Source organism: Bacteroidales bacterium (assembly GCA_026418905.1).
GTDB lineage: Bacteria > Bacteroidota > Bacteroidia > Bacteroidales > DTU049 > JAOAAK01.
Genome location: JAOAAK010000037.1, coordinates 15,918 through 37,651, shown reverse-complemented (window position 1 = coordinate 37,651; position 21,734 = coordinate 15,918). Strand labels below are relative to the sequence as shown.

Sequence of the window (21,734 nt, the reverse complement as noted above, 5' to 3'; positions counted from 1 at the left end):
TAATTGGATAGTGCAGATGAAATGACAAGCATTTCAGCATGGGCTGTTACGTCTGATTGCATTATGGTTTGATTGTGAGCACGAGCTATGATTTTATTCTGATAAACTAAAATCGCTCCAATAGGAACCTCATTTTTTTCCAAGGCTTTTTGGACTTCTTTTAAAGCTTCTCGCATGAAATATGTATCATCAAAAACCTGCATTATGTAATTTTGGGGAAGTTAGAAAAATTCCAAAAAATTAACGACTATTTATTTCTTCTTTAGCTTTTGATAGTGTAAATGAAATAGTAGTTCCTACATTTGGTGCTGAACGTACATGTATGCTTTGTTCGTGAGCTTCAATGATGTGTTTGACGATTGAAAGTCCTAATCCTGAACCTTCTTTGACTTTGTTTCTGCTTTTTTCAGTTCTGAAAAATCTTTCAAAAATTCTTGGTATGTCTTCTGGATCGATACCAATCCCGTGATCAGTAATTTCAATGAGATAACGGTCTTCCATAGAATATGCTTCAATTTCAATGGATCCTTTTTCATTAGAGTATTTAATAGCATTGTCCAAAAGATTGATAATTACTTGTCTTATTTTGTCTGGATCAGCAAAAACAATCACTTCCTGAGGCTTCATGTTGTTCCGAATAGAAATCTTCTTTTTTTGGAGAATAGTTTCGAACATTTCAATAACTTCACAAATAAGTGAGTGCAGATCAAAATTTTTCATATGTAAACTCTCCAAACCTTTTTCAAGCCTTGCTATTTCGTCGAGATCATTAATAATTGATCGAAGTCTTTCAATATTTTGAAAAGTTCTCCGAAGGTATTTCATGTTGATTTCATTGTCGTATAATCCTCCGTCTAATAATGTTAGCACATATCCTTGGATGGTGGTCAGAGGGGTTTTTAGCTCATGTGCCAGATTGCCTAAAAATTCTCTGCGATATTTTTCAGCTTCTTTCAGCACAGCTATTTCTTTGGTTTTAGTTGTAATCCAGTTTTCAACGTCTTTATGAGTTTTTTCGAGCGCATTGTGGGTTATAAGCCATGGCGTTTTTTTCCCAGTTTTAAATTCAATGATGTTTTTATATATGATTCGAATTTTTTCGAAAATGAAGCGACTGAGAATGACATAAAGTAAAACAAACGAAAGTGACGGATATATAATTAACAACCATGGATGCTTAAACAATAAAACATCATCACCTGAGGAAAATAATAATGCAACTAAAGTTAAGGTTAGAATGAAACTTAGAAAAATAGCAAGAAAAACAGGGTTACCCCATGGTAGTTTAAACTTTTTTAATTCTATACCCAACACCTTTGATGGTTTCGATGAATTCATTGCCCAGTTTTTTTCTTATTTTTCGCATGTGAACATCAATGGTTCTTTCGCCTACGATGACTTCATCGCCCCAGACATGAGCGTATATTTCGTCTCGCGAAAAGACTTTTCCGGGGGAAGTTGCCAGTAATACTACTATCTGGAACTCTTTTCTTGGTAAATAATAGGTTTTTTGGTTGTGAATAATTTCGTATTTTTCAAGATCTATGATATAAGATCCCACATGGATGGTTTTTTTCTGTTGTTCTATTTCTTGATTTTCTATTAGGCGCCGTGCATAAGTCTTAATTTTCGTAACAAATACTTGTGGTGTAATGGGCTTGGTGATGTAATCGTCACCTCCGTTTTCAAGTGCTATGATTTGCGTGAAGTCTTCTGTTCTTGCTGTGAGAAAGATAATGATAGTATCTTTAAATTTTTCATAGGAGCGTAATTCTTTGCAAAGAGTGATTCCGTCCATATTAGGCATCATAATATCTAAAACAATGATGTGTGGATTCCATTCTTGGGCTTTTTTTATGGCATCTTCCCCATTGGTGGCACAAACTACTTCAAATCCATGTTTTTTCAAATTGTACTCCATAATTTCGAGTATGTCTTCTTCATCATCAACTAATAAAACCCTTATTTCTTCTCCCATGTTTTTTTTCAAAATTATAATAATGCGTTGTTGTTATGCAAGTTTAACGAAAAATTCATAAATAGTTTATATTTTTTTGACAGACTGTCATATTGGCAGTTTTTCTTTATTGTTTTTTTTCAATGGAGAACTGGTATATTTATTGATTACGAAGGTCAAAAAAATTGTATGGGAAAAATCATAGGAATAGATTTAGGAACGACCAATTCGTGTGTGGCCGTGATGGAAGGTAATGAACCTGTTGTGATAGCTAACAGTGAAGGTAAAAGAACTACCCCCAGCATGGTAGCATTTACCGATAGTGGCGAAATCAAAGTCGGTGATCCAGCCAAACGACAGGCTATTATAAATCCCAAAAAGACTATTTTTTCCATTAAAAGATTTATGGGAAGGGACTACGATGAGGTTCAAGAAGAAATAAAAAGAGTTCCTTATGCAGTCAAGCGTGGCCCCAACAATACCCCTCGAGTTGATATCGATGGTAGGCTATATACTCCTCAGGAGATCTCTGCTATGATTTTGCAAAAAATGAAAAAAACAGCAGAAGATTACTTGGGACATGAAGTGACCGAGGCTGTCATTACTGTACCAGCATATTTTAATGATGCTCAACGACAAGCTACGAAAGAAGCGGGGGAAATAGCTGGATTGACAGTTCGTCGTATTATCAATGAACCAACTGCTGCTGCACTTGCATATGGATTAGACAAGAAGCACAAAAACTTAAAAGTAGCTGTTTATGACTTAGGAGGAGGCACGTTTGATATTTCTATCTTAGAATTGGGCGATGGGGTTTTCGAGGTTAAGTCTACCAACGGAAATACTCACCTGGGAGGAGATGATTTCGATCAAAGAATTATAGATTGGATTGCCAATGAATTTCAGAAGGAAGAAGGAGTCGATCTGAGAAAAGATCCCATGGCTTTGCAGCGTCTGAAAGAGGCAGCTGAAAAAGCTAAGATTGAATTATCTTCAAGTATGTCGACAGAAATAAATCTTCCTTATATAGCAGTGGTTGATGGAGTTCCTCGTCACCTTGTAAAAACTCTTACAAGGGCTAAATTTGAGCAACTTATTGATGACCTTATTCAGGCAACAATTGAGCCATGTAGAAAAGCTCTCGAAGATGCAAAGCTTACACCTGCAGACATCGATGAAGTTATTCTGGTGGGGGGATCTACGCGTGTTCCTAAGATTCAGGAAGTGGTGGAAAAATTTTTCGGAAAGAAACCCAGTAAGGGAGTTAACCCAGATGAAGTCGTAGCTGTAGGTGCCGCCATACAAGGAGGTGTGCTTACTGGTGAAGTTAAAGATATATTGTTATTGGATGTAATTCCTATATCTTTGGGCATTGAGACACTCGGAGGTGTTATGACTAAACTTATAGAAGCCAATACAACCATTCCAACGAGGAAAACTGAAGTTTTTACTACAGCTGCAGATAATCAAACTTCTGTTGAAATACACGTTCTCCAAGGTGAAAGACCTCTTGCTAGCCAAAACAAGACCATTGGGCGTTTTCATTTAGATGGAATTCCTCCTGCACCACGAGGTGTTCCTCAAATTGAAGTCACTTTTGATATTGATGCTAATGGAATTTTAAATGTGACGGCAAAAGATAAAGCAACAGGGAAGGCTCAACATATTCGCATAGAAGCCAGCTCTGGTCTTACTGAAGAGGAAATACGTCGAATGAAAGAAGAAGCCAAAGCTAATGAAGAAGCTGATAGAAAACTTCGTGAAAAAATCGACAAAATGAACCAGGCAGATAGCCTTATTTACACTACGGAAAAACAACTAGCAGAATATGGGGATAAAATTCCTGCTGACAAAAAGTCTGCCATTGAAGCAGCATTAAACGAACTTAAAGAAGCTCACAAAAGTGAAAATTTGAGTGGAATAGAGAACGCTATAAAGAAACTCAATACAGCATGGGCTGCTGCTAGTGAAGAAATGTATCGTGCAACCCAACAACAAACTTCTCATACTACTTCTAGCAGCCATGCTTCTAATGAAAGCAATGTAACGGATGCAGAGTACGAGGAAGTTAAATAATACTTCCTTTTGAGATGAAAAAAGTTTATTAACAAAGAGCTGCAAAATGCAGCTCTCTTTATTTTATTTGTATCTCTTTGTGAGCTTTATTAACTAAATTGTGCTTTACAGCAAGTAGTAAAGCGATAAAAGTATACAAAACAAACGAAATTTTGTCAGTATCGAGAAAATTGTTTAAAAAAGCGTGCGTAAAGTAAGTCAGTAAACCCAATAAAATACCAAAAACAAGATATGATTTTTGTGGATCTATCCGACGGAGTTTGTTAAACAGTTCGAATCCCATGTAAAATACATAAATGATGATTGCTAGAAAAATCATCATCCCGGGAAAACCTTGTTCAGCCATTGAGCCAAGATATTCTGAATGAGCATTCCCTAATGTTCCGGCGTTGGTACTGATAATTGTCCTTTCGTACGACATTTGATAAGGAGCATATAAAAATTGGTAAGTACCAGGTCCGGTTCCAGTTATAGGGTAATCAAGAGCCATTCGAATGGCACAATTCCATCTATTGATTCGTTCTAAATTACTTGCATCTGTTCGAATGTTAGTAATGCTCTGAACATTTTCTAAAAAATTGGGTGAAGAATCCTGTTTGTTTTTGTAAAGGAGTTCAAAAATTTTTTGTTGAAAGATAAATCCTCCTATCACGACAACCAGGAATGAAATAAAGAGGTATTTAAAAGGTATTCGGAAATACACGATCAATCCTGCTACAAGAGCAACTATAAAACCCAACCAGGCACCCCTACTAAAGGACAGATACAAACCCAAAAGAAGGATTGTAAACATGATTCCGGCAAGTATGCGTATAATCAAAGAACGTTTTCTGTTTAGTATTTCCATAAAAAGCAATGGACAAACAAGAGCAATAGCAGTTCCATAAATTGCATGATCTTTATAAAATGGTTGCATCACCCATTGACCAGCCTTGTCGTCAAAATTCCAGAGATAATGATGTATCGTTGTGTAAATAACTACTATGCTGAGTGGGATGGCATACAAGTATATAAAATTTTCTTGCCATTGGGGTTTATGTAAAAAAAGTCGATAGCCAAGTACAAGGGGTGGGAAAATAAGCCAAGCATGAGCAAGAAGATATTTAAAGGATACCAGAGGTATCTGTGAGGTCATTGAAGTAAAAAACATCCATGTAAAATACAATAATATCAGGAAAAACAAAGGTTCTTTCATAAAATTTTGTAGAAGAAAACTTCTTTGATAAAACAGTTCAAGGATTAAAAAAAATAGCATTCCTATCAAAAGCGGCTCGGTGGGAACAAAAAGAGCAAAATCCCATTCAAAGTTTTCAATATTAATAGAAAATGGTATCATTACAGTAGTGAGAAGAAAAATCAGATCGAGTTTATAAAAATAAAGAATTAAGATGCCCAATATACCAGGAATGAAATACAAATACCATGCTTGTTCAGTGAAATTAAGAAGTAGGGTAATAAAGAGACTAAAAACTATAGATAGAAGAGAAAAAAAAATAAGAAATCCTTTCATAATTCAGTTTTCTCTCTTGTTCTGAAACCTTTGATTGTTTCTAACAACAACAACAAGATAAGTAAAAGCAGCAAAGAAGATACAGTGGAAATAATTACAATCAAAGTACGGGGAGGAAACGATTTTTTTTCAGGTTTGTAAGCATTGTTGACAATAAATTTCTGGGGGATAAATGAATATGCGTCCACACGGGCCTCACTTAGTTTTGCTTTTAATTCAGACAATTTTTTCAGGTCGTTTTCAATTTCCTGGGTGAGGGTGATGTACGTGGTGCCATACTTAGCCAGGGTATCCAATTGTTTTTGAATGGATAGCACAGCTTGAGAGTTTCCTTTTCCGATCTCACGGGCGAGACCTTCGTATAAACGCTCAGTTTGTTTTTCATAATTCTGAATCCCTTTTCGGGAGAGGGAATCGATAATGTGTTTTTTTCTTTCTATATCTGCGAACAAGCTATTGTATTCTTCGAGAACAATATAATATCCAGCCATAGAACGTTGCTTCTGCATGTTGTTTTTGATGGTATCGTAAAGATTGGCTATGTAGTTTGCAATGTCAGCTGCAAGTTGGGGGTCTTTATCTGTCACACGTATTTCTACAGCCATGTATTTGGTTCGTCTGAACGTGATATTATTTTCATAAGCCTTATATAGTTTTGCAAGTTTGTTTTTAGAATTAGGATTAATCCGATAATGTTCGAGCAAATTGAATTTGGTGATAACTTTATCTCGAATCTCATTAGAATGAAGAATTTGAAGCATTTGTTCGGCTTGTTCTTCTTCTCCAAATTCCAGAAGGTCTTGCCGTGCGGATGTGGTTTGGGTAAGAAGAGCTTTGGATATGGCGTTGGTTGATGTAGGAAACATGATAACGGATGCAGAATAACGGTTAGGAATAAGAAGAGAAATAAGAGCTGAACCAATGAAAGTGATTAAACCTACAAGAATAAAAATTTTTCTGTGTCGAAAAATAAAATAAAGTAAATGAGATTGATTGAATTGATTTTCGTTTTGAGTCAACGAATTTTTTTCCATTTTTCTACAAAATTATAGGTTTTATAACAACGAATAGGGAGCCTTTATATTTTTGTACAAAACAATTATGACAAGTTTTTCACTTGCTAAGATAAACATTGGATTAAAGATTATCGGCAAAAGAGATGATGGATACCATAACATTGAATCTATATTTTATCCCATTAATTGGCATGATGTTATAGAGATATTGCCTTTAAAGGCGGGAGAGACACAAATCGAAACCGTATTATCTTCTTTTGATTTTCCATCTCATCAAAACATGGTATATAAAAGTTGGGAACTTTTACATCTTGAATATGCAATAAGTCCTATTCGAGCATATATTTGGAAACGAATACCCATACAAGCAGGTCTCGGAGGAGGAAGTGGAAATGCAGCTTTAACTCTGAAAATGCTTCGGGAAATCTTTAATTTACAATTGGATGATAACAAACTTTGCACTTTGGCATTGCAAATAGGAAGCGATGTTCCGTTTTTTCTTTATGCTAAACCTGCTTTTGTCTCGGGCAGAGGGGAAGTAATAGAGTTCATTGATTTAGATTTATCACCCTTTAGAATCCAAGTAGTCGTTCCAAAACGTCTAGGAACCAACATAGGAATATCAACAAAGGAAGCATATAAGTTGATCAAACCTAAGAGAGCAGAGTTTTCATTGAGAGATTTGAAAGAATTGCCTTTGAAAGAATGGAGACGTTTCATAGAAAATGATTTTGAGACTGTCATGTTTAGTCGTTATCCGTTACTGAAAGAAATAAAAGAAAAAATGTACGAAAAAAAAGCATTATATGCATCCATGAGTGGTACTGGTTCTGCAATATTTGGAATTTTCCCTAAAGATGAAAAATTGCCAAAATGGGAAGATAGTTTTCATGTATATGAAGAATGATTCAATTATAAGTTTTCGATAATTTTACTTGCGTCGATTTGAGATTGAAATTTATTATTAAACCAATGTAATATTTTTTGAAGCAGAACGAGGGAATGCCTTCGGTAAGCTTCGAAAGTCCACCCGGCAACATGAGGACTGAGAATAACGTTGTCCATTTGGATAAGCTCTTGAAATGTTTTGGGAAGATTTTGTAGAGAGAATTTTTCAAAAGAAATGTCTTCCCACTCTAAAACATCCAGTGCAGCACCAAGTACTTTACCTGCTTTAAGGGCATCAACTAAATCTTGGGTATTACAGACAAGTCCGCGAGAGGTATTAATGAACCAAATTGGTTTTTTGAAGCATGAAAAAAATTTCTTGTTAGCCATATAAGTAGTTTCGTCGGTTAGAGGAACATGCAAGGAAACAATGTCGGAGTATAAAAAAATATCCTCCATGGAGCATTCTTTTACGTATGAATTGCCAAAGTTTTGTTTGTATTTATCGTAAGCAAGTATGTTACATTCTAGAGAAGAAAGTTTCTTTGCAAAAGAACTTCCAGTATTTCCGTAGCCAATGATACCAATAGTTTTTCCTTTGAGTTCATGTCCCCAATTTTCCTTTCTTAGCCAGATTCGGTTTTTAACCTGTAAATTACATCGAAATAAATTGTTTAGAAGTGAAAGCAACATTCCTAGCGCATGTTCTCCGACAGCATCTCGATTGCCTTCGGGAGAATTTAAAACACTAATTCCTCGTTCTTGAGCATAAGAAACATCTATGTTTTCTAAACCAGATCCAGCACGTGCAATGAATTGTAAGTGAGAAGCTTGTTCTATCCATTGGCGAGTAATTTGGTATTTGCTCCGAACAACCCATCCGTGGGAGTTTTTTAATTGTGAAGAATCTTCAAAAAATTCCACACGAAAGCCAGCCAACTCTAAGCCCCTCTGAAGATCTGGATGTATGTCGTCGAGAATGAGCACGATAAAATCATGCGGTTTCATAGAGTTCAAATTTGAGCTGCCTTTTAAATGTGAAGGTTTTTCGATGATATGGTGTTAACCCATAAAGTAAAATGGCTTTGATATGGTTTTTAGTAGGATAACCTTTGTTTTTATCCCATTGATAAGCTGGAAATTTTTGGGACAGTGATATCATAAATTCATCGCGATATGTTTTTGCTAATATACTAGCTGCGGCAATAGAAGCATAAATGCTGTCGCCTTTAGGGATTGCTTTAAAAGGAATGTTTTGATAAGAAGAGAAACGGTTTCCATCGACGATGATGAATTGCGGTTGAGGATTTAGTTTTTTGAGTGCTTTATGCATGGCAAAAATAGATGCTTGTAAAATATTGATTTTGTCGATAGTTTGAGCGTCGACCATCTCAACGGCAAACGAAACGGCGTTTTGTTCGATAATCTTGCGAAGTTTTTCCCTTTTATTCGGAGAGAGGAGTTTTGAATCATTTAGTTCTGGATGATAAACCCCGGGGGGGAGAATAACTGCAGCTGCCACAACAGGGCCTGCCAGACAACCACGCCCTGCTTCATCACAACCAGCCTCAAATTTAAAATCTGAAAATTGAGTTAGAAGGGTCATGTCATTTTTTTGATTCCACGAGAGCTTTAATGGGGCTGAGACCAAAAGCAGTTCCTTGCTCGATGGCTTTCAGAACAGCTCCACCACCAGTAAAAATATGATATTTTGGATGATCTAGAGCAACAATATACAAACCTGGCAAAAGTCGCTTAAGTTCTTGCAGGGTATCCCCACCCCCATAAAGCTTAATGGCGTCTTTGTTTTCGTCAATAAGTTCATCTAAAGCTATAGTTCCTTCAGTGTAATAAGGAGCATAGCCCATCACAGCATTGACAAATATGGTTTTGGCTTGGTGAAAAATGTTCCTGATGGATTCTTCTTCGAAGGACTTTCGGGCAACGTCATATATATAGTTTAATTCACATCCGGGAGGTAATGTGCGAATGTCGTGAATTCGCCATTTACCATCGATTTTGTTGTCTGAAACGTCAGATTCTATGATGTATGGTAATTCAATAAGTTTGTGGGGAAACTGCTGTTGGAATTCGACAAATTTTTTGGCTTGTTCTATATCTTCATGGTCTAGACCTTTTATTTTAAAACCGTATTTGGCAGCGAGATAGGCGTTATACATAACCCCTCCTAAAAAAACGAAATCGGCCTTCTGAAGAAGAGCATATAATGGCTCGATTTTGGTGTCGAATTTTGCACCAGCTACCACAGCAAGAAATGGGCGTTGAGGGTTAAAAATTCGTTCGAGGTTTTGTATTTCCTTTTGCATCAAAAAGCCAGCATATGATGGCAAAAATTCATTGACACCTACTGTTGATGCGTGAGGTTGCCACGAACCAAAAGCATCATTTACGAAGACGTCTGCCAAACCAGCTAACTGATAAGCAAATTGTCTGAATTTGTCACCTTTATCCTCTTCGCCAGCAAACCAGCGAGTGTTGGGAAGATAAATACCGTCAATTTTTTCTTCTTTAAGTTCACGTATCAAATGGTTGATAGAAGTTTCTATTCCCATGTAGCCATATTCTGTTTTGTTAAAAAATTGAGGTACTACAAAACGAACATGAAGTTTATTTTCAAAATAGCGAACAATGGGATCAACAGATGTGTTTTCGTCGATTGTGATTTTATTTGTTCTTTTATCTCGTGGTCGGCCAACATGAGTCATGATAATAAGTTTGCCTCCACGTGAAACAATATAATACAATGTTCCTAAAGTAGCATCGATACGATATGGATCATGAATTTCACCTTTTTTGACCACGTTATGATCTACCCTGATCAAAACAATTTTCCCTTTAATGTAAGCCTCTTGAATTAGTGGCAATTGATGTATCATGGTTTTAAATTTTACCCAGCAATCTGAACATGTTATTTTTATAAGCTTCGACGCCGGGCTGATCAAAAGGATTAACATTGAACATGTAAGAACTTATTCCACAAGCAAATTCAAAAAAGTATATTAATTGTCCCAAATGATATTCATTTAATTCAGGGATTGAAATTCGAATGACTGGCACGTTTCCATCAACATGAGCCATAATTGTTCCATCTTCTGCTTTTTGGTTAACGTATGAAAGATTTTTGCCCTCGATATAATGAAGGTCATCGAGATTGTCTGGCAAACACGGTATGGTAACGTCATGAGATGGTGTTTCGATGCTTATCATGGTTTCGAACATAATACGAGAACCATCCTGAATATATTGTCCCATGGAATGAAGATCTGTAGTATATGTTAGTGTGGTGGGAAAAATACCTTTTCCCTGCTTGCCTTCACTTTCGCCAAAGAGTTGTTTCCACCATTCGCCCAGGTAGTAGAGTTGAGGATAAAATGTTGTCCACACCTCGATGGGACGTCCACGACTGAGGAATGCATGACGCCATGTAGCATAGAGAAGAGCTGGATTTTTATTTAACTGAGAGCGTTCCAAACATATTTTCTGCATGTCCATCGCACCTTCGAGCAAAGCTTCGGGGTTGATACCTAGTAAAGTTAATGGAACAAGCCCGACAGATGTCAATACAGAGAATCTACCTCCCACATCATCGGGAATGGCAAAGGATGTATAACCCTTTTCATCAGCAAGTTTTCTTAAAGAGCCTTTTCGAGCATCAGTGATTGCAATGATTCGACGTGCACTTTCATGTGGAAAAGTTTCTTCTATCCATTTGCGGATGAAGCGAAATGCAATAGCTGGCTCGGTAGTTGTTCCAGATTTGCTGATGACTATCACCAAAGGGTGTCTGCTTTCAAGCCACCTAAGTGCATGATAATAGTAAGTAGGTTCGATATGATGGCCTAAATAAAGCACAGGTATTGAGTTTTCTTGGGTTATGAGATGAGATGTCAGTGCAAAATGAATAGCTTTCGTCCCCATGTAAGAACCACCAATTCCAATAATGACGAGACTATCTATGTTAATTTCAGAGTAAAGTTTTTTTAATTGAAAAAGAGAATTCATCCAATTTTTGTTGTTTAAAGTTAATTCAGGTAGATGAATCCATCCTGTAAATTCTTTTCCTTCACCAGATTTTTCTGTTAAAAGTTTATATGCGTGAATGGCATAAGGTTCAAGCTGATTCCATTCTTCTGTGGTAATAAAATTATTTGGTATATTCACGTTCAAATTCATATCTGTTTTTTTTATGTTCAAAAATATACATTTTCCTGAATCATCCAAAAAAAAGAGGCAACCCTTATGGATTGCCTCTTATAAAAACCTCACAATGAAAAAACTTTTTATATTGAGTGCTCTTGCTGCCGTTAGGTCACAATACAAAAATATAATGAATTTTCCCGAAGAAATGTTAATTTTTGTTAAAAAGTCCTAAAAGATGTTAAAAAAAATTATAATTCCAAGAAAGATAAGGCCTTCTATGCTTGTCATGGCTGCCATAGCATTGCTTTCCATTGCAGGCATTCAATATTATTACATTTACATTACATACAAAGCACAAGAAGCTTTATTTGACAAAAAAGTATATGAGTCCATGGCTCACGCTACATATCTTATTGAAAAAAAAGAAATCAGTGCTCAATTTAAATCGAAAATCAAATCAGGTATTCACTATTCAAAAGAACAAAAACTGATTCATACACTCGATTCATTAAATCAAGAATTGTTCAAGTCACTAAGAAGATTTGGTATCGATAGTAATATTTCCGACAGTGTGGCACGTGAAACAAGAGAAAAAATCAGCTATCAAGTAGCTATGGACCAATACGGTGAACTGATTCGGAACATAGACACTACAAAAGTAAAACAAAGTCAGGCAACACTTGACTTACTTGATATTTACGACATTCATTTCAAAAAAAAGTTTAACCCGGAAAAAATTAAGGATAAGAATTTGCTTATTAAGCTTTTTGGCGATGTTGAAAGTTTTTTGCGAAAATCGTTTCTCATTTCGGATGTATTTACTGATTTTTTCAATTTAACCCATTTTTTCCCTATAGAAACAAGACTTGATTCAGTGTTTCTGGATTCTCTTTTGCGCGAAGAATTCGATGCTCGCCAAATTCGAACTGACTTTTATTTCACTATCTACTCAAGTAGAAGGGATACTTTTATCTATCAACCACCAAAATCAATACTTGAAAAATTAAAAGAAACTCCTTATCGATACAAATTATATCCTAGCGATTTGTTTTATCTTTCAGATTATTTGCTTGTTTTTTTCCCAGAGAAAAAAAAGTTTCTTTACCAACAATCAGCGAACATGGTCATCATTTCTGTATCTTTAATTTTAACTGTTTTAACCATTTTCGTGTATTTGTTGTTTATTTTTTATCAACAAAAACGTTTGTCGGAAGAAAAGACAAAATTTATTAACAACATGGCTCATGAAATCAAGACTCCTCTCTCTACTATAAGGCTAGCATGCGATATGCTTGTGGAAGAGAAGAATATGAATATGGAAGAAAAGGAAAAATTAATTCATATCATTGCCTTGGAAAACAATCGTTTGATGAATTTGTCTGAACATATTTTACGTTCAGCGTTCATTCAAAAAGGCACCATGAAACTATCGAAAAAACCTTTTCATGTTCATGAAATTCTAGAGCAAGCCATCCAGAAAATTGAATTTTGGGTCTATCAGAAAAATGGCCAAATAAGGAAAATTTTTAAGGCTCAGAATGATCTGGTTATGGCAGACGCTGTTCACATGGAAAATGTCTTTTATAATATTCTTGACAATGCTTTTAAGTATTGCAAGGATTTCCCTGACATAGAAGTGGCTACAGAGAATAGAAATGGTTTTTTATTGGTTTCCATTTCCGATCACGGCATTGGCATTTCTCCAGATGAGCAGGAAAGAGTTTTTGATATGCTTTATCGAGCACAAAAAGAGAATATTCATGATGTAAAAGGCTTTGGAATCGGTCTTCATTATGTTAAAACAGTGATCGACATGCATGGTTTTGACATTAAGCTAAAAAGCGTCGAAAATGAAGGAAGTGAGTTTATCATAAAAATGCCATTGTATGGAAACTCCTAGAATTTTATTGGTTGAGGATGACATGTCATTGGGTAATACCTTAAAAATGTTTTTAACCATTAAAGGTTTTGAAGTTTTTCTTGCAAAGGATGGAAGCGAAGGTCTGGAATTATTTAAAAAAAATCCGAAATTAAATCTTGTCATTCTTGATGTTATGCTGCCTAAAAAAGATGGTTTTGAAGTGGCTCGTGAAATGAAGCGATTAATTCCTGATATACCTATAGTTTTTTTAACGGCCAAGTGGATGGAAGAAGACATTTTAGAAGGTTTTCGGGCTGGTGCGGACGACTATATAACAAAACCGTTTAGTAATCAAGTTTTGCTTGCTCGTATCAACGCAATTCTTCAGAGAACTAAGAAAACGGAAGAAATTCAAACAAGTTTTCAAATTGGTGATATTCTCTTTGATGCGCGGTTGCAAACTTTGACCTATGGGACTCAGGTCATTCATCTTACATCCAAAGAAGCAGACATTTTAAAAATTCTTTTTCAAAACGTTGATCAAGTTGTCCCTCGAACAAAGTTGCTATTGGAAATATGGAAAAACGATGAATATTATGCAAGTAGAAATTTAGATGTGTACATAACAAAACTAAGGAAAAAATTGTCTGTAGACTCAAAAATTAAACTCATAAACATTCATGGCGAAGGTTATAAGCTTATAGTTGCTTGAATAAAAATTAGGCCCTATATTTGCAATATATTTTCAAACGAAATGATCCATAAGGGATGAAAATTCATAATTTTTTAATATGTTCTTGTTTTTGTATAGTATATTTGAATTTGAAAGCACAAGATGTTTTTCTTCCTAATCTTGGGCAGTGGGAACAACCATTTCTTTATAAGTTTCGTTTTCAAAATGGAGAAGCCTTTTTTTTTGAGGACAGGATAAGATTTAATGTGTTAGATGAAAAGAAACTGAAAGAAATTATTTATTTTAAACTTTTGCCATACGAGGAAAGACAAAGACGAGGTTTACCAGACACAAGAATTAGAGGACATGCTTTTGATATGATTTTTGTCGGTGGCAAACCAATTGCCGTTCTTGGGAATCACAAAACAGAGCATTATTATAATTTTTTTCTAGGTCAAGATTCTACTCGTTGGAAATCGCAGGTTTATGGTTTTAAGGATCTTACTTATACATCGATTTATGATGGTGTTGATGTTAGGTTTTATGGGAATCATCGTTTTATTAAATATGATTTGGTTGTTCATCCAGGTGTTGACCCTGCAGTTATTCGGCTAAAATTTGAAGGATTAAACAAAGTTGAATTAAAGGAAAACAGACTTATTTTGAAAACCAGTGTTGGAAATATCGAAGAATTTATTCCAAGAGCATATCAGTTCATAGAAAACGACACAGTTGATCTGAAGTGTGAATATGATCTCAAAGGTAATATTGTTAGCTATAGAATAGTTGGGAGTTACGATAAAACTAAAGCATTATATATAGATCCCGTACTTGTGTTTGCATCTTACTCGGGTTCCACAGCAGATAATTGGGGTTATACAGCTACTTATGACGATCAGGGACATTTATATACTGGTGGTAACATTTTTGGTTTAGGATACCCTACTACAACAGGAGCTTACCAGACCAATTATGGAGGAAACGTTGATATTGTCATTTCAAAATACAACTTAAATGGTTCATCCTTGGCTTATAGTACATACTTGGGAGGTAGCGGCCCTGAAGTTCCAGCAAGTCTTGTTGCTAATTCAGCTGGCGAACTTTATATCATGGCCATAACAGGCTCAAGCAACTATCCAGTTAGGGCTGGATGTTTCGATTTAACTTTTAATGGAGGAACCAACTATACCTTAACAAATGTGATTTCTTACACACAAGGAAGTGATGTAGCTGTTAGTTGTTTGAATTCAGCGGGAACAAACTTACTTTATTCTACTTACGTGGGAGGGACATCTAATGATGGTTTAAATGTCAGTAGTAATTTGAAAAAAAACTATGCTGATGATGTTCGTGGAGAAATATTAATTGATGAGCAAAGTAATGTTTACATCGTAGGAAGTACTAATTCTACAAATTTCCCTGTCACATCAGGTAGTTTTCAACCAATTCCTGGCGGGGGCGGACAGGATGGTTTTGTGATTAAAATGGATCGAGCTCTTTCTCAGATCATTTGGTCGTCGTATCTAGGAGGTAATTATGCAGATGCTATCTACAACATTGCTATTGCAAAAAACGGTACTGTTTATCTTGCTGGAGGTACCAATAGTACCAACTTTCCGGTAACTGCTAATGTGCTAACTCCTACATATCAGGGAAACGTCGATGGATTTATTACTTTGGTTAGTTCTGATGGCACAAACATTTTCAAATCGTCATATTGGGGAACATCAAGCTATGATCAAATATATTTTGTCGAAGTTGACAAGCAAAACTATGTGTACATTTTCGGACAATCTTCATCTACTGGATCGGTTTTAATCCATAATGCTTCTTGGTATACGGTAGGGGGTGGTCAATTTATTTCTAAGCTGACTCCTTTGTTAAATAGCATTGTCTGGTCTACCAGATTTGGTACGACCAACGGAACTATCAATATCAGTCCAACAGCTTTTCTGGTTGATTATTGTAAAAACATTTACTTATCGGGTTGGGGAAGTCCGACGTTGAATGGCTTTGGAGGAACATCGGGATTGCCAATTACTGCGAATGCATTTCAACACACGACAGATAATAACGATTATTACTTTCTTGCTATACGTGATGATGCATCTGGCATTGTGTTCGGCACATATTATGGTGGATCAAGTTCCGAACATGTAGATGGCGGAACAAGTCGATTCGATAAAATGGGAAGAATCTATCAATCGGTTTGTGCAGGTTGTGGTGGTTATGATGATTTTCCTACAACACCTGGCGCATGGAGCAATGTTAACAACAGTACAAACTGTAACAATGGCGTTATAAAAATAGATTTTAACCTTCCAGCTATTGTTGCTGATTTCAACCTAACTCCTGTTATTTGTTTACCTCAAGTACCAACTTTCACAAATAATTCTCATTTTCCAAATCCAGGTGTTGCTCAATGTTTATGGGATTTTGGCGACGGAACCCAGAGCACCAACTGCAATCCCACTCATGCATATACTTCTCCGGGAGTTTATACAGTTACACTCATAGTTTCAGATGCAACAAGCTGTAATCAAAACGATACTGTTTCTAAAACAATCGTTGTCATGAAAGATACTTCTTATAGTTTACCAGATGTGAGTATCTGTGTTGGACAATCTGTTAACATCGGTATTCCTCCTTTGCCTGCACAAAACATTACATATCAATGGCACCCCACTACAGGTCTAAGCAATCCTAATCTATCCAATCCTATTGCTTCACCAACAACGACTACGAATTATAGACTAATTGTCAACAATGGAGTATGTCGTGATACCATTTATCAGCGAGTTAATGTATGGAACCTTCAGGCTGATGCAGGTCAAAATTTAGTCACTTGTCATGTGGGTGATACACTCTATGCTTCGGCAACTGGTGGTTCAACTTTTTCATATCATTGGTCTTCAAATCACAATTTTACTGACACACTGAACACTTCTGCTTCTGTACCATACATGATCGTTTCAAATACCAATTCTCATTGGTATTATGTGCGTGTAAGTAACGGTGCGTGTAGTGTTATTGATTCAGTTTATGTTGATTTTCAATCTATACAAGTAAGTTATTCCACCATACAACCTTCTTGTCATGGCTATAGTGATGGAAGTATCATTCTTTCTCCTCAAACAGGCACCCCACCATATCACTATCAATGGTCTACGGGGGCTAATACCCAAGTGTTGAATAACATTCCGGCAGGGGTTTATTCTGTAACTGTAACGGATGCTGATAGTTGTCAAAAGATATTACAAATAACTCTTGGTCAGCCTCAACCACTTGAGATTCAACTCATAGCTTATGGAGTTCACTGTGAAAATGCTTGCAATGGTAAAATTTATGCTTTTCCAACTGGGGGAACATTACCATATACGTACCAATGGAGTAATCAGCAAACAACTCAAAATATATTTGGTCTTTGTACTGGCACTTATCATGTAACTATTACAGATAAAAATAATTGTAAAACACAAAAATCTGCTTATGTCCCCGTGGAAAACATTTATGCTAATGCTGATGCGTGGGCAGATAAGGATACCATCTATCAAGGTCAGTCAGTGGGCATACATGCAATTCCCCTTTATAGTTTCCTGACTTATCAGTGGTCACCAACAGATTACTTACTTAATCCAAACTCTCCAAATACAACTGCTACGCCACCTCACACGATTACATATTACATAAAAATAGATGATGGGGAAGGTTGCATCTATGACGATAGCGTTACTATTGTGGTGCTGGAGGTTTTTTGTTATGAACCATACATATTTATACCTAATGCTTTTACACCCAATTCAGACGGGAAAAATGATGTTCTATATGTAAGGAGTAAGTATATTGACAGAATGTATTTCGCTATTTTTGATCGGTGGGGTGAAAAGGTTTTCGAAACAACAAATCCATTGGAAGGGTGGGATGGAACGTATAAAGGCAAGTTGCTTGAACCTCAAGTTTTTGATTACTACTTAGAGGTTGAGTGCTTTGGTGGCCAAAAATTCAGAAAAAAAGGAAATATTACACTCATACGATGAGAACAATTTTATGGGTTTTATTTTTCATTTTTTTATATGTTCTGCATGGGCAAGATGTACATTTTACTCAAATGGAACGAGTGCCATTTTATTTTAATCCAGCTCAGACTGCTTTTTTTAAAGAAAAATTTAGGTTTTCTTCTAACGTAAGAATGCAGTGGTCCTCCGTTACTGTTCCATTCGAACAATACTTACTTGGTGGAGAAGTGAATATTAAAACATCGCAACAGGCGAAAAGCAAATTTGGCGTGGGATGGATGTTGCTTTTTGAAAAAGCTGGGGATAGTAAACTAAGTACGTTGGCAACTGGCCCTTCGATTTCATATTTTTCAACTTTAAATCCTTCAAATAAAGCATTTCTTTCAATTGGAGTTTCGGGAGAATATCATCGAAAAAGTATCAGCATTGATCAACTTCAGTTTGACCAACAATTCAACGGCGTTCATTTTGATCCCACTATTTCTGCAGGAGAAGTTTTTCCCGAATTTAAATTAACTTATTTGTCTTTTGGGGGAGGATTAAGTTTTCTATATTACCAATCCAAAGATGAGTTTTTTCAAGCAGGCGTGGGAATTAAGAACATGAATAATCCCCACATATCGTGGTTTGGCGATGAGGAAGTTGTTCTAAAAACACGCTATACACTTTCGGTCCTTTATCAACAAAAGACTCAAAGTGATTTCTATGTTAGATATTTCCTTTTCTATTCTAGGCAATCCACGCAACAGGAATGGCTTCCTGGAATTATGTTAAGCTGGAATCTTACTGATAAATCTGGACCTTATCAATTTCTTTCTGCAGGAGCCTCGTGGCGTGTAGGGGACGGATTGTTATTTTCGACTTATTATGATTTTTTGCAATACAGAATTGGTTTAAGTTATGATGTTAATCTTTCAAAACTTAGAAAAGCGAGTTATGGTAGAGGAGGGTGGGAGTTGAGTTTTATATATTTGCATAGTCCAGGCAAACGAGCAAGACCGGGAGAAATCATATGCCCCATTTTTTGAGAGCTTTTTTAGGTCTTTTTTTGTATGCTCTGCTGGGAGGTACAGCTTTTCTAAATTCTCAGGAAATCACTGATTTGTTTAATGCAGGAAAAAATTTTTACGAAAAGGGCAATTACTTTGAATCTTATACTATTTTTTCTCATTTGGTACAACAGGACTCTATGATGTCAGATGCGTGGTTTTATTTAGGAAAATCTGCTCGAGAATTGTCCTTAAACGACAAAGCATATGAATGTTTTAAACAAATCATCTGGCTGGGAAAGGAAAATTATTATCCTAGTCTTTTCTTTGATCTTGCTGAAGTTAGTCGCTCTCTTGAAAAATATGAAGAAGCCCTAGCTTATTATGAATATTTTTTAGTCAAAGACGATTCTCGTAAGGATGAATTTATGATTCAGAAATCAAAGAACTATGTCGCAAACAAAGCTGATTTATTAAAATTGGTGGAGAACGTAGATTCCTCCGTCGAGATAGATCATCTACCTATGCCAGTAAACACACCTTACAGCGAATTTGGTGCATTTCAAAGAGAAGACACACTTTTTTTCACTTCCATCAGGCCTGTTTATGAAAAAACATCCGAATTCTTATTTGAAAATGATTTTGGTTCAGCGATTTATTTTTCTAACTTCGGAGGATTTGGGTACAAACGACCACAAAAATTAAATTATCCCTTCAATGATAAAAAAAATCATACCGCCAACTTGGTTTTTAATCCTTTTGGAACTGAAGCATGGTTTAATATATGTTATTTCGGAGAAAAAAATCAGTTTAGGTGTGATTTATACTCATCTCAAAAGCAATCGGACAATACTTGGACAAAACCAATAAAGCTTCCTTTTAATCTTCCTGGCTATACGACTACTCAACCAGCTTTTGCTAAAGATTCTCTCGGTCAGGAAATTATTTTTTTCTCTAGTGATCGTCCTGGCGGTTATGGTGGATTAGACATTTGGTATGTAGTTCGAAAAAATTCTCAGTATGGACAACCTATCAATGCTGGGAGTTTCATAAACTCTCCTGGTAATGAAATGAGCCCATTTTATGACACGCTTTCCAACACATTGTATTTTTCAAGTGACTATTGGATTGGTTTGGGAGGATTCGATATTTTTCGTTCAAAAGGGAGTTACAGTCGGTGGGAGAAACCTGTAAATGTTGGGCGACCCATTAACAGTCCTTCCAACGACGTATATTTCAAATTTACCCAGGGTAATCAAGAAGGATATTTAACTTCTAATCGCAAGGGCTCTTATGCTATTAAAGGTGAAACATGTTGCTACGACATTTATACTTTTGAAATAAAACCTACTCTAGTTAAGAAGGATACATTTGAAAGACCATCTATTGATACGATTAACATGACCTTGAAAAACAAAATTCAATCTCTCTTGCCGATCAATCTTTATTTTCATAATGATTATCCAGATCCCAGAAGCAAAGATTCTCTTACACAGACAACATACGACGAAACTTATGAATTCTATCTTTCACTGATCGAAAAATTCAAGAAAGAGTACAGCAAAGGGCTAGAAGGAGACCAAAAACAAAAGGCGCTGGAAGACATGGAAAGATTTTTTACCCTTGATGTTGTAGGAGGATACGAACGATTGATTGAATTTCTGCAGCTTATGCGTGAAGATTTGCAAAACGGAAGTCGCGTTACTATTACTATTCAAGGTTTTACGAGTCCTCTTACTACGACAGAATACAACCTGAATTTAGCTAAAAGGCGTATTAAAAGCTTAATTAATTTTATGAAAAAGTATCAACAAGGCTTTTTTCAATCATACTTGGAAAGCGATACTCCTAAATTGCGAATCATCGAGAAACCTGTAGGGGAAGTATTGGCAGATCCTACTGTAAGTGATAATCCTCATGATGCTCGCAATTCCATATATAGCATTAAGGCCTCTAAGGAACGGCGTATTCAGATTTCTTCTTATCAATCTACGTTTTCCCTTTCAACTGAGCAACAAAAATTTCCTGTGGCCAGCTTTTCTACTCATGATCTCGTGTGGTCTGGAACTGAAAATATACCTTGTAAGACCATTACCATACAAAATGTGGGAACTTCTCCTTTAGTCATAAAAAAAATTCTATCGTCTCATTCATGGGTCGAATTTTATCTTTCTAAATCTGAGATCTTACCATCCGAAAAGGTTGAAATGAAAATTTGTGTTGATTTACTAAAACTTCGGGCTCTTAAGATGGTTTTGCTTTTTTTTGAAACCAACGAACCCTCTGGAAGCCAAGAAGTCCTGTACATCCGAGCCGGTTAAAGATATCAACTTTCAATGGCATAATAAGTCATAAAATAATTAAGGATTTAGGAATACGGATGATGAGTAATGCTAAAAAAACAAATAATAGCAAACAAATAATAAATTGATTTTAAACACCAATAAAATTTAAGGAGCATGAAAGTGAATATCATTAACTTATATTTTGCTCTACCTTTTTGTAACAGCTCACAATGTCATCATGACAAATTATTCAAAATGAATGTTTATCGAAGAGTCAGCTAGAAGTAAAGATGAGAAAGGCT

16 protein-coding genes and 1 pseudogene are annotated in these 21,734 nt (G+C 35.9%); 8 read left to right on the top strand and 9 right to left on the bottom strand.

Annotated elements, in window-relative coordinates; translation table 11 throughout:
• The 3 genes from N2Z72_07595 to N2Z72_07585 form a co-directional block, all read right to left on the bottom strand.
• Window positions 1-203 (bottom strand): deaminase (locus tag N2Z72_07595; protein MCX7697536.1); only part of this gene is annotated, 203 nt, incomplete at its 3' end.
• A 37-nt stretch (window positions 204-240) separates the two neighbouring features.
• Window positions 241-1,338, bottom strand: a complete 1,098-nt coding sequence (locus tag N2Z72_07590; protein MCX7697535.1) for an ATP-binding protein — start codon at window positions 1,336-1,338, stop codon at window positions 241-243.
• Complete coding sequence (locus N2Z72_07585) at window positions 1,286-1,978, bottom strand: response regulator transcription factor (GenBank protein MCX7697534.1); 693 nt, start codon at window positions 1,976-1,978, stop codon at window positions 1,286-1,288. The genes N2Z72_07590 and N2Z72_07585 overlap by 53 nt, the downstream gene beginning before the upstream one ends.
• Window positions 1,979-2,146: 168 nt before the next feature.
• Between N2Z72_07585 and dnaK the strand changes: the two genes are divergently transcribed.
• Complete coding sequence (gene dnaK / locus N2Z72_07580) at window positions 2,147-4,033, top strand: molecular chaperone DnaK (protein ID MCX7697533.1); 1,887 nt, start codon at window positions 2,147-2,149, stop codon at window positions 4,031-4,033.
• A gap of 58 nt (window positions 4,034-4,091) precedes the next feature.
• On the opposite strand, the gene N2Z72_07575 is transcribed toward dnaK, so the two are convergent.
• Both N2Z72_07575 and N2Z72_07570 read right to left on the bottom strand, forming a co-directional pair.
• Window positions 4,092-5,543 (bottom strand): O-antigen ligase family protein, encoded by a 1,452-nt coding sequence (locus tag N2Z72_07575; GenBank protein MCX7697532.1) that lies wholly within the window; start codon window positions 5,541-5,543, stop codon window positions 4,092-4,094.
• Window positions 5,540-6,577, bottom strand: a complete 1,038-nt coding sequence (locus N2Z72_07570; GenBank protein ID MCX7697531.1) for a Wzz/FepE/Etk N-terminal domain-containing protein — start codon at window positions 6,575-6,577, stop codon at window positions 5,540-5,542. The genes N2Z72_07575 and N2Z72_07570 overlap by 4 nt, the downstream gene beginning before the upstream one ends.
• A 67-nt stretch (window positions 6,578-6,644) precedes the next feature.
• Here N2Z72_07570 and ispE point away from each other — a divergent pair, with 67 nt between their 5' ends.
• Entirely contained in the window at window positions 6,645-7,466 is an 822-nt protein-coding gene (gene ispE / locus N2Z72_07565; GenBank protein ID MCX7697530.1) for a 4-(cytidine 5'-diphospho)-2-C-methyl-D-erythritol kinase, read from the top strand.
• Between the two features lie 5 nt (window positions 7,467-7,471).
• On the opposite strand, the gene N2Z72_07560 is transcribed toward ispE, so the two are convergent.
• From N2Z72_07560 to N2Z72_07545, 4 genes are read right to left on the bottom strand one after another with little or no spacing between them, the layout of a single operon-like run.
• A complete protein-coding gene (locus N2Z72_07560; GenBank protein ID MCX7697529.1) occupies window positions 7,472-8,455 on the bottom strand; it encodes a hypothetical protein in 984 nt (327 codons plus the stop codon).
• Window positions 8,442-9,053, bottom strand: a complete 612-nt coding sequence (locus N2Z72_07555; protein MCX7697528.1) for a ribonuclease HII — start codon at window positions 9,051-9,053, stop codon at window positions 8,442-8,444. The genes N2Z72_07560 and N2Z72_07555 overlap by 14 nt, the downstream gene beginning before the upstream one ends.
• Before the next feature lies 1 nt (window position 9,054).
• Complete coding sequence (locus N2Z72_07550) at window positions 9,055-10,344, bottom strand: phosphoglycerate kinase (GenBank protein MCX7697527.1); 1,290 nt, start codon at window positions 10,342-10,344, stop codon at window positions 9,055-9,057.
• Between the two features lie 4 nt (window positions 10,345-10,348).
• Entirely contained in the window at window positions 10,349-11,641 is a 1,293-nt protein-coding gene (locus tag N2Z72_07545; GenBank protein MCX7697526.1) for a glucose-6-phosphate isomerase, read from the bottom strand.
• Between the two features lie 202 nt (window positions 11,642-11,843).
• On the opposite strand from N2Z72_07545, the gene N2Z72_07540 reads away from it, so the two are divergent.
• The 6 genes and pseudogenes from N2Z72_07540 to N2Z72_07515 all read left to right on the top strand — a co-directional run bounded on the left by N2Z72_07540 (window position 11,844) and on the right by N2Z72_07515 (window position 21,468).
• Window positions 11,844-13,508, top strand: coding sequence for a HAMP domain-containing histidine kinase (locus N2Z72_07540; protein MCX7697525.1), 1,665 nt, complete (start codon window positions 11,844-11,846; stop codon window positions 13,506-13,508).
• Window positions 13,495-14,181 carry a response regulator transcription factor gene (locus N2Z72_07535; GenBank protein ID MCX7697524.1) on the top strand — a complete coding sequence of 229 codons (687 nt, stop codon included), beginning with the start codon at window positions 13,495-13,497 and terminating at the stop codon, window positions 14,179-14,181. Before N2Z72_07540 ends, N2Z72_07535 begins: the two co-directional genes overlap by 14 nt.
• 2,147 nt (window positions 14,182-16,328) lie before the next feature.
• Window positions 16,329-16,694, top strand: a pseudogene (locus N2Z72_07530) (PKD domain-containing protein).
• 411 nt (window positions 16,695-17,105) lie between these two features.
• Window positions 17,106-18,179: a gliding motility-associated C-terminal domain-containing protein gene (locus tag N2Z72_07525; protein ID MCX7697523.1), complete on the top strand. Its 1,074-nt coding sequence runs from the start codon at window positions 17,106-17,108 to the stop codon at window positions 18,177-18,179.
• The gene (locus tag N2Z72_07520; GenBank protein MCX7697522.1) at window positions 18,176-19,186 is read left to right on the top strand and encodes a PorP/SprF family type IX secretion system membrane protein; all 1,011 of its coding nucleotides are present in this window, start codon (window positions 18,176-18,178) and stop codon (window positions 19,184-19,186) included. Before N2Z72_07525 ends, N2Z72_07520 begins: the two co-directional genes overlap by 4 nt.
• A complete protein-coding gene (locus tag N2Z72_07515) occupies window positions 19,171-21,468 on the top strand; it encodes a hypothetical protein (GenBank protein ID MCX7697521.1) in 2,298 nt (765 codons plus the stop codon). The genes N2Z72_07520 and N2Z72_07515 overlap by 16 nt, the downstream gene beginning before the upstream one ends.
• Window positions 21,469-21,734: the final 266 nt, after the last annotated feature.

What these genes read in the sequence shown, in the direction of transcription:
- N2Z72_07560 (MCX7697529.1), bottom strand. Translation starts at nt 8,455, where the DNA reads ATGAAACCGCATGATTTTATCGTGCTCATTCTCGACGACATACATCCA.
- N2Z72_07540 (MCX7697525.1), top strand. Translation starts at nt 11,844, where the DNA reads ATGTTAAAAAAAATTATAATTCCAAGAAAGATAAGGCCTTCTATGCTT.
- N2Z72_07515 (MCX7697521.1), top strand. Translation starts at nt 19,171, where the DNA reads ATGCCCCATTTTTTGAGAGCTTTTTTAGGTCTTTTTTTGTATGCTCTG.
- dnaK (MCX7697533.1), top strand. Translation starts at nt 2,147, where the DNA reads ATGGGAAAAATCATAGGAATAGATTTAGGAACGACCAATTCGTGTGTG.
- N2Z72_07545 (MCX7697526.1), bottom strand. Translation starts at nt 11,641, where the DNA reads ATGAATTTGAACGTGAATATACCAAATAATTTTATTACCACAGAAGAA.
- N2Z72_07550 (MCX7697527.1), bottom strand. Translation starts at nt 10,344, where the DNA reads ATGATACATCAATTGCCACTAATTCAAGAGGCTTACATTAAAGGGAAA.
- N2Z72_07575 (MCX7697532.1), bottom strand. Translation starts at nt 5,543, where the DNA reads ATGAAAGGATTTCTTATTTTTTTTTCTCTTCTATCTATAGTTTTTAGT.
- ispE (MCX7697530.1), top strand. Translation starts at nt 6,645, where the DNA reads ATGACAAGTTTTTCACTTGCTAAGATAAACATTGGATTAAAGATTATC.
- N2Z72_07555 (MCX7697528.1), bottom strand. Translation starts at nt 9,053, where the DNA reads ATGACCCTTCTAACTCAATTTTCAGATTTTAAATTTGAGGCTGGTTGT.
- N2Z72_07520 (MCX7697522.1), top strand. Translation starts at nt 18,176, where the DNA reads ATGAGAACAATTTTATGGGTTTTATTTTTCATTTTTTTATATGTTCTG.
- N2Z72_07585 (MCX7697534.1), bottom strand. Translation starts at nt 1,978, where the DNA reads ATGGGAGAAGAAATAAGGGTTTTATTAGTTGATGATGAAGAAGACATA.
- N2Z72_07525 (MCX7697523.1), top strand. Translation starts at nt 17,106, where the DNA reads ATGATCGTTTCAAATACCAATTCTCATTGGTATTATGTGCGTGTAAGT.
- N2Z72_07535 (MCX7697524.1), top strand. Translation starts at nt 13,495, where the DNA reads ATGGAAACTCCTAGAATTTTATTGGTTGAGGATGACATGTCATTGGGT.
- N2Z72_07570 (MCX7697531.1), bottom strand. Translation starts at nt 6,577, where the DNA reads ATGGAAAAAAATTCGTTGACTCAAAACGAAAATCAATTCAATCAATCT.
- N2Z72_07590 (MCX7697535.1), bottom strand. Translation starts at nt 1,338, where the DNA reads ATGAATTCATCGAAACCATCAAAGGTGTTGGGTATAGAATTAAAAAAG.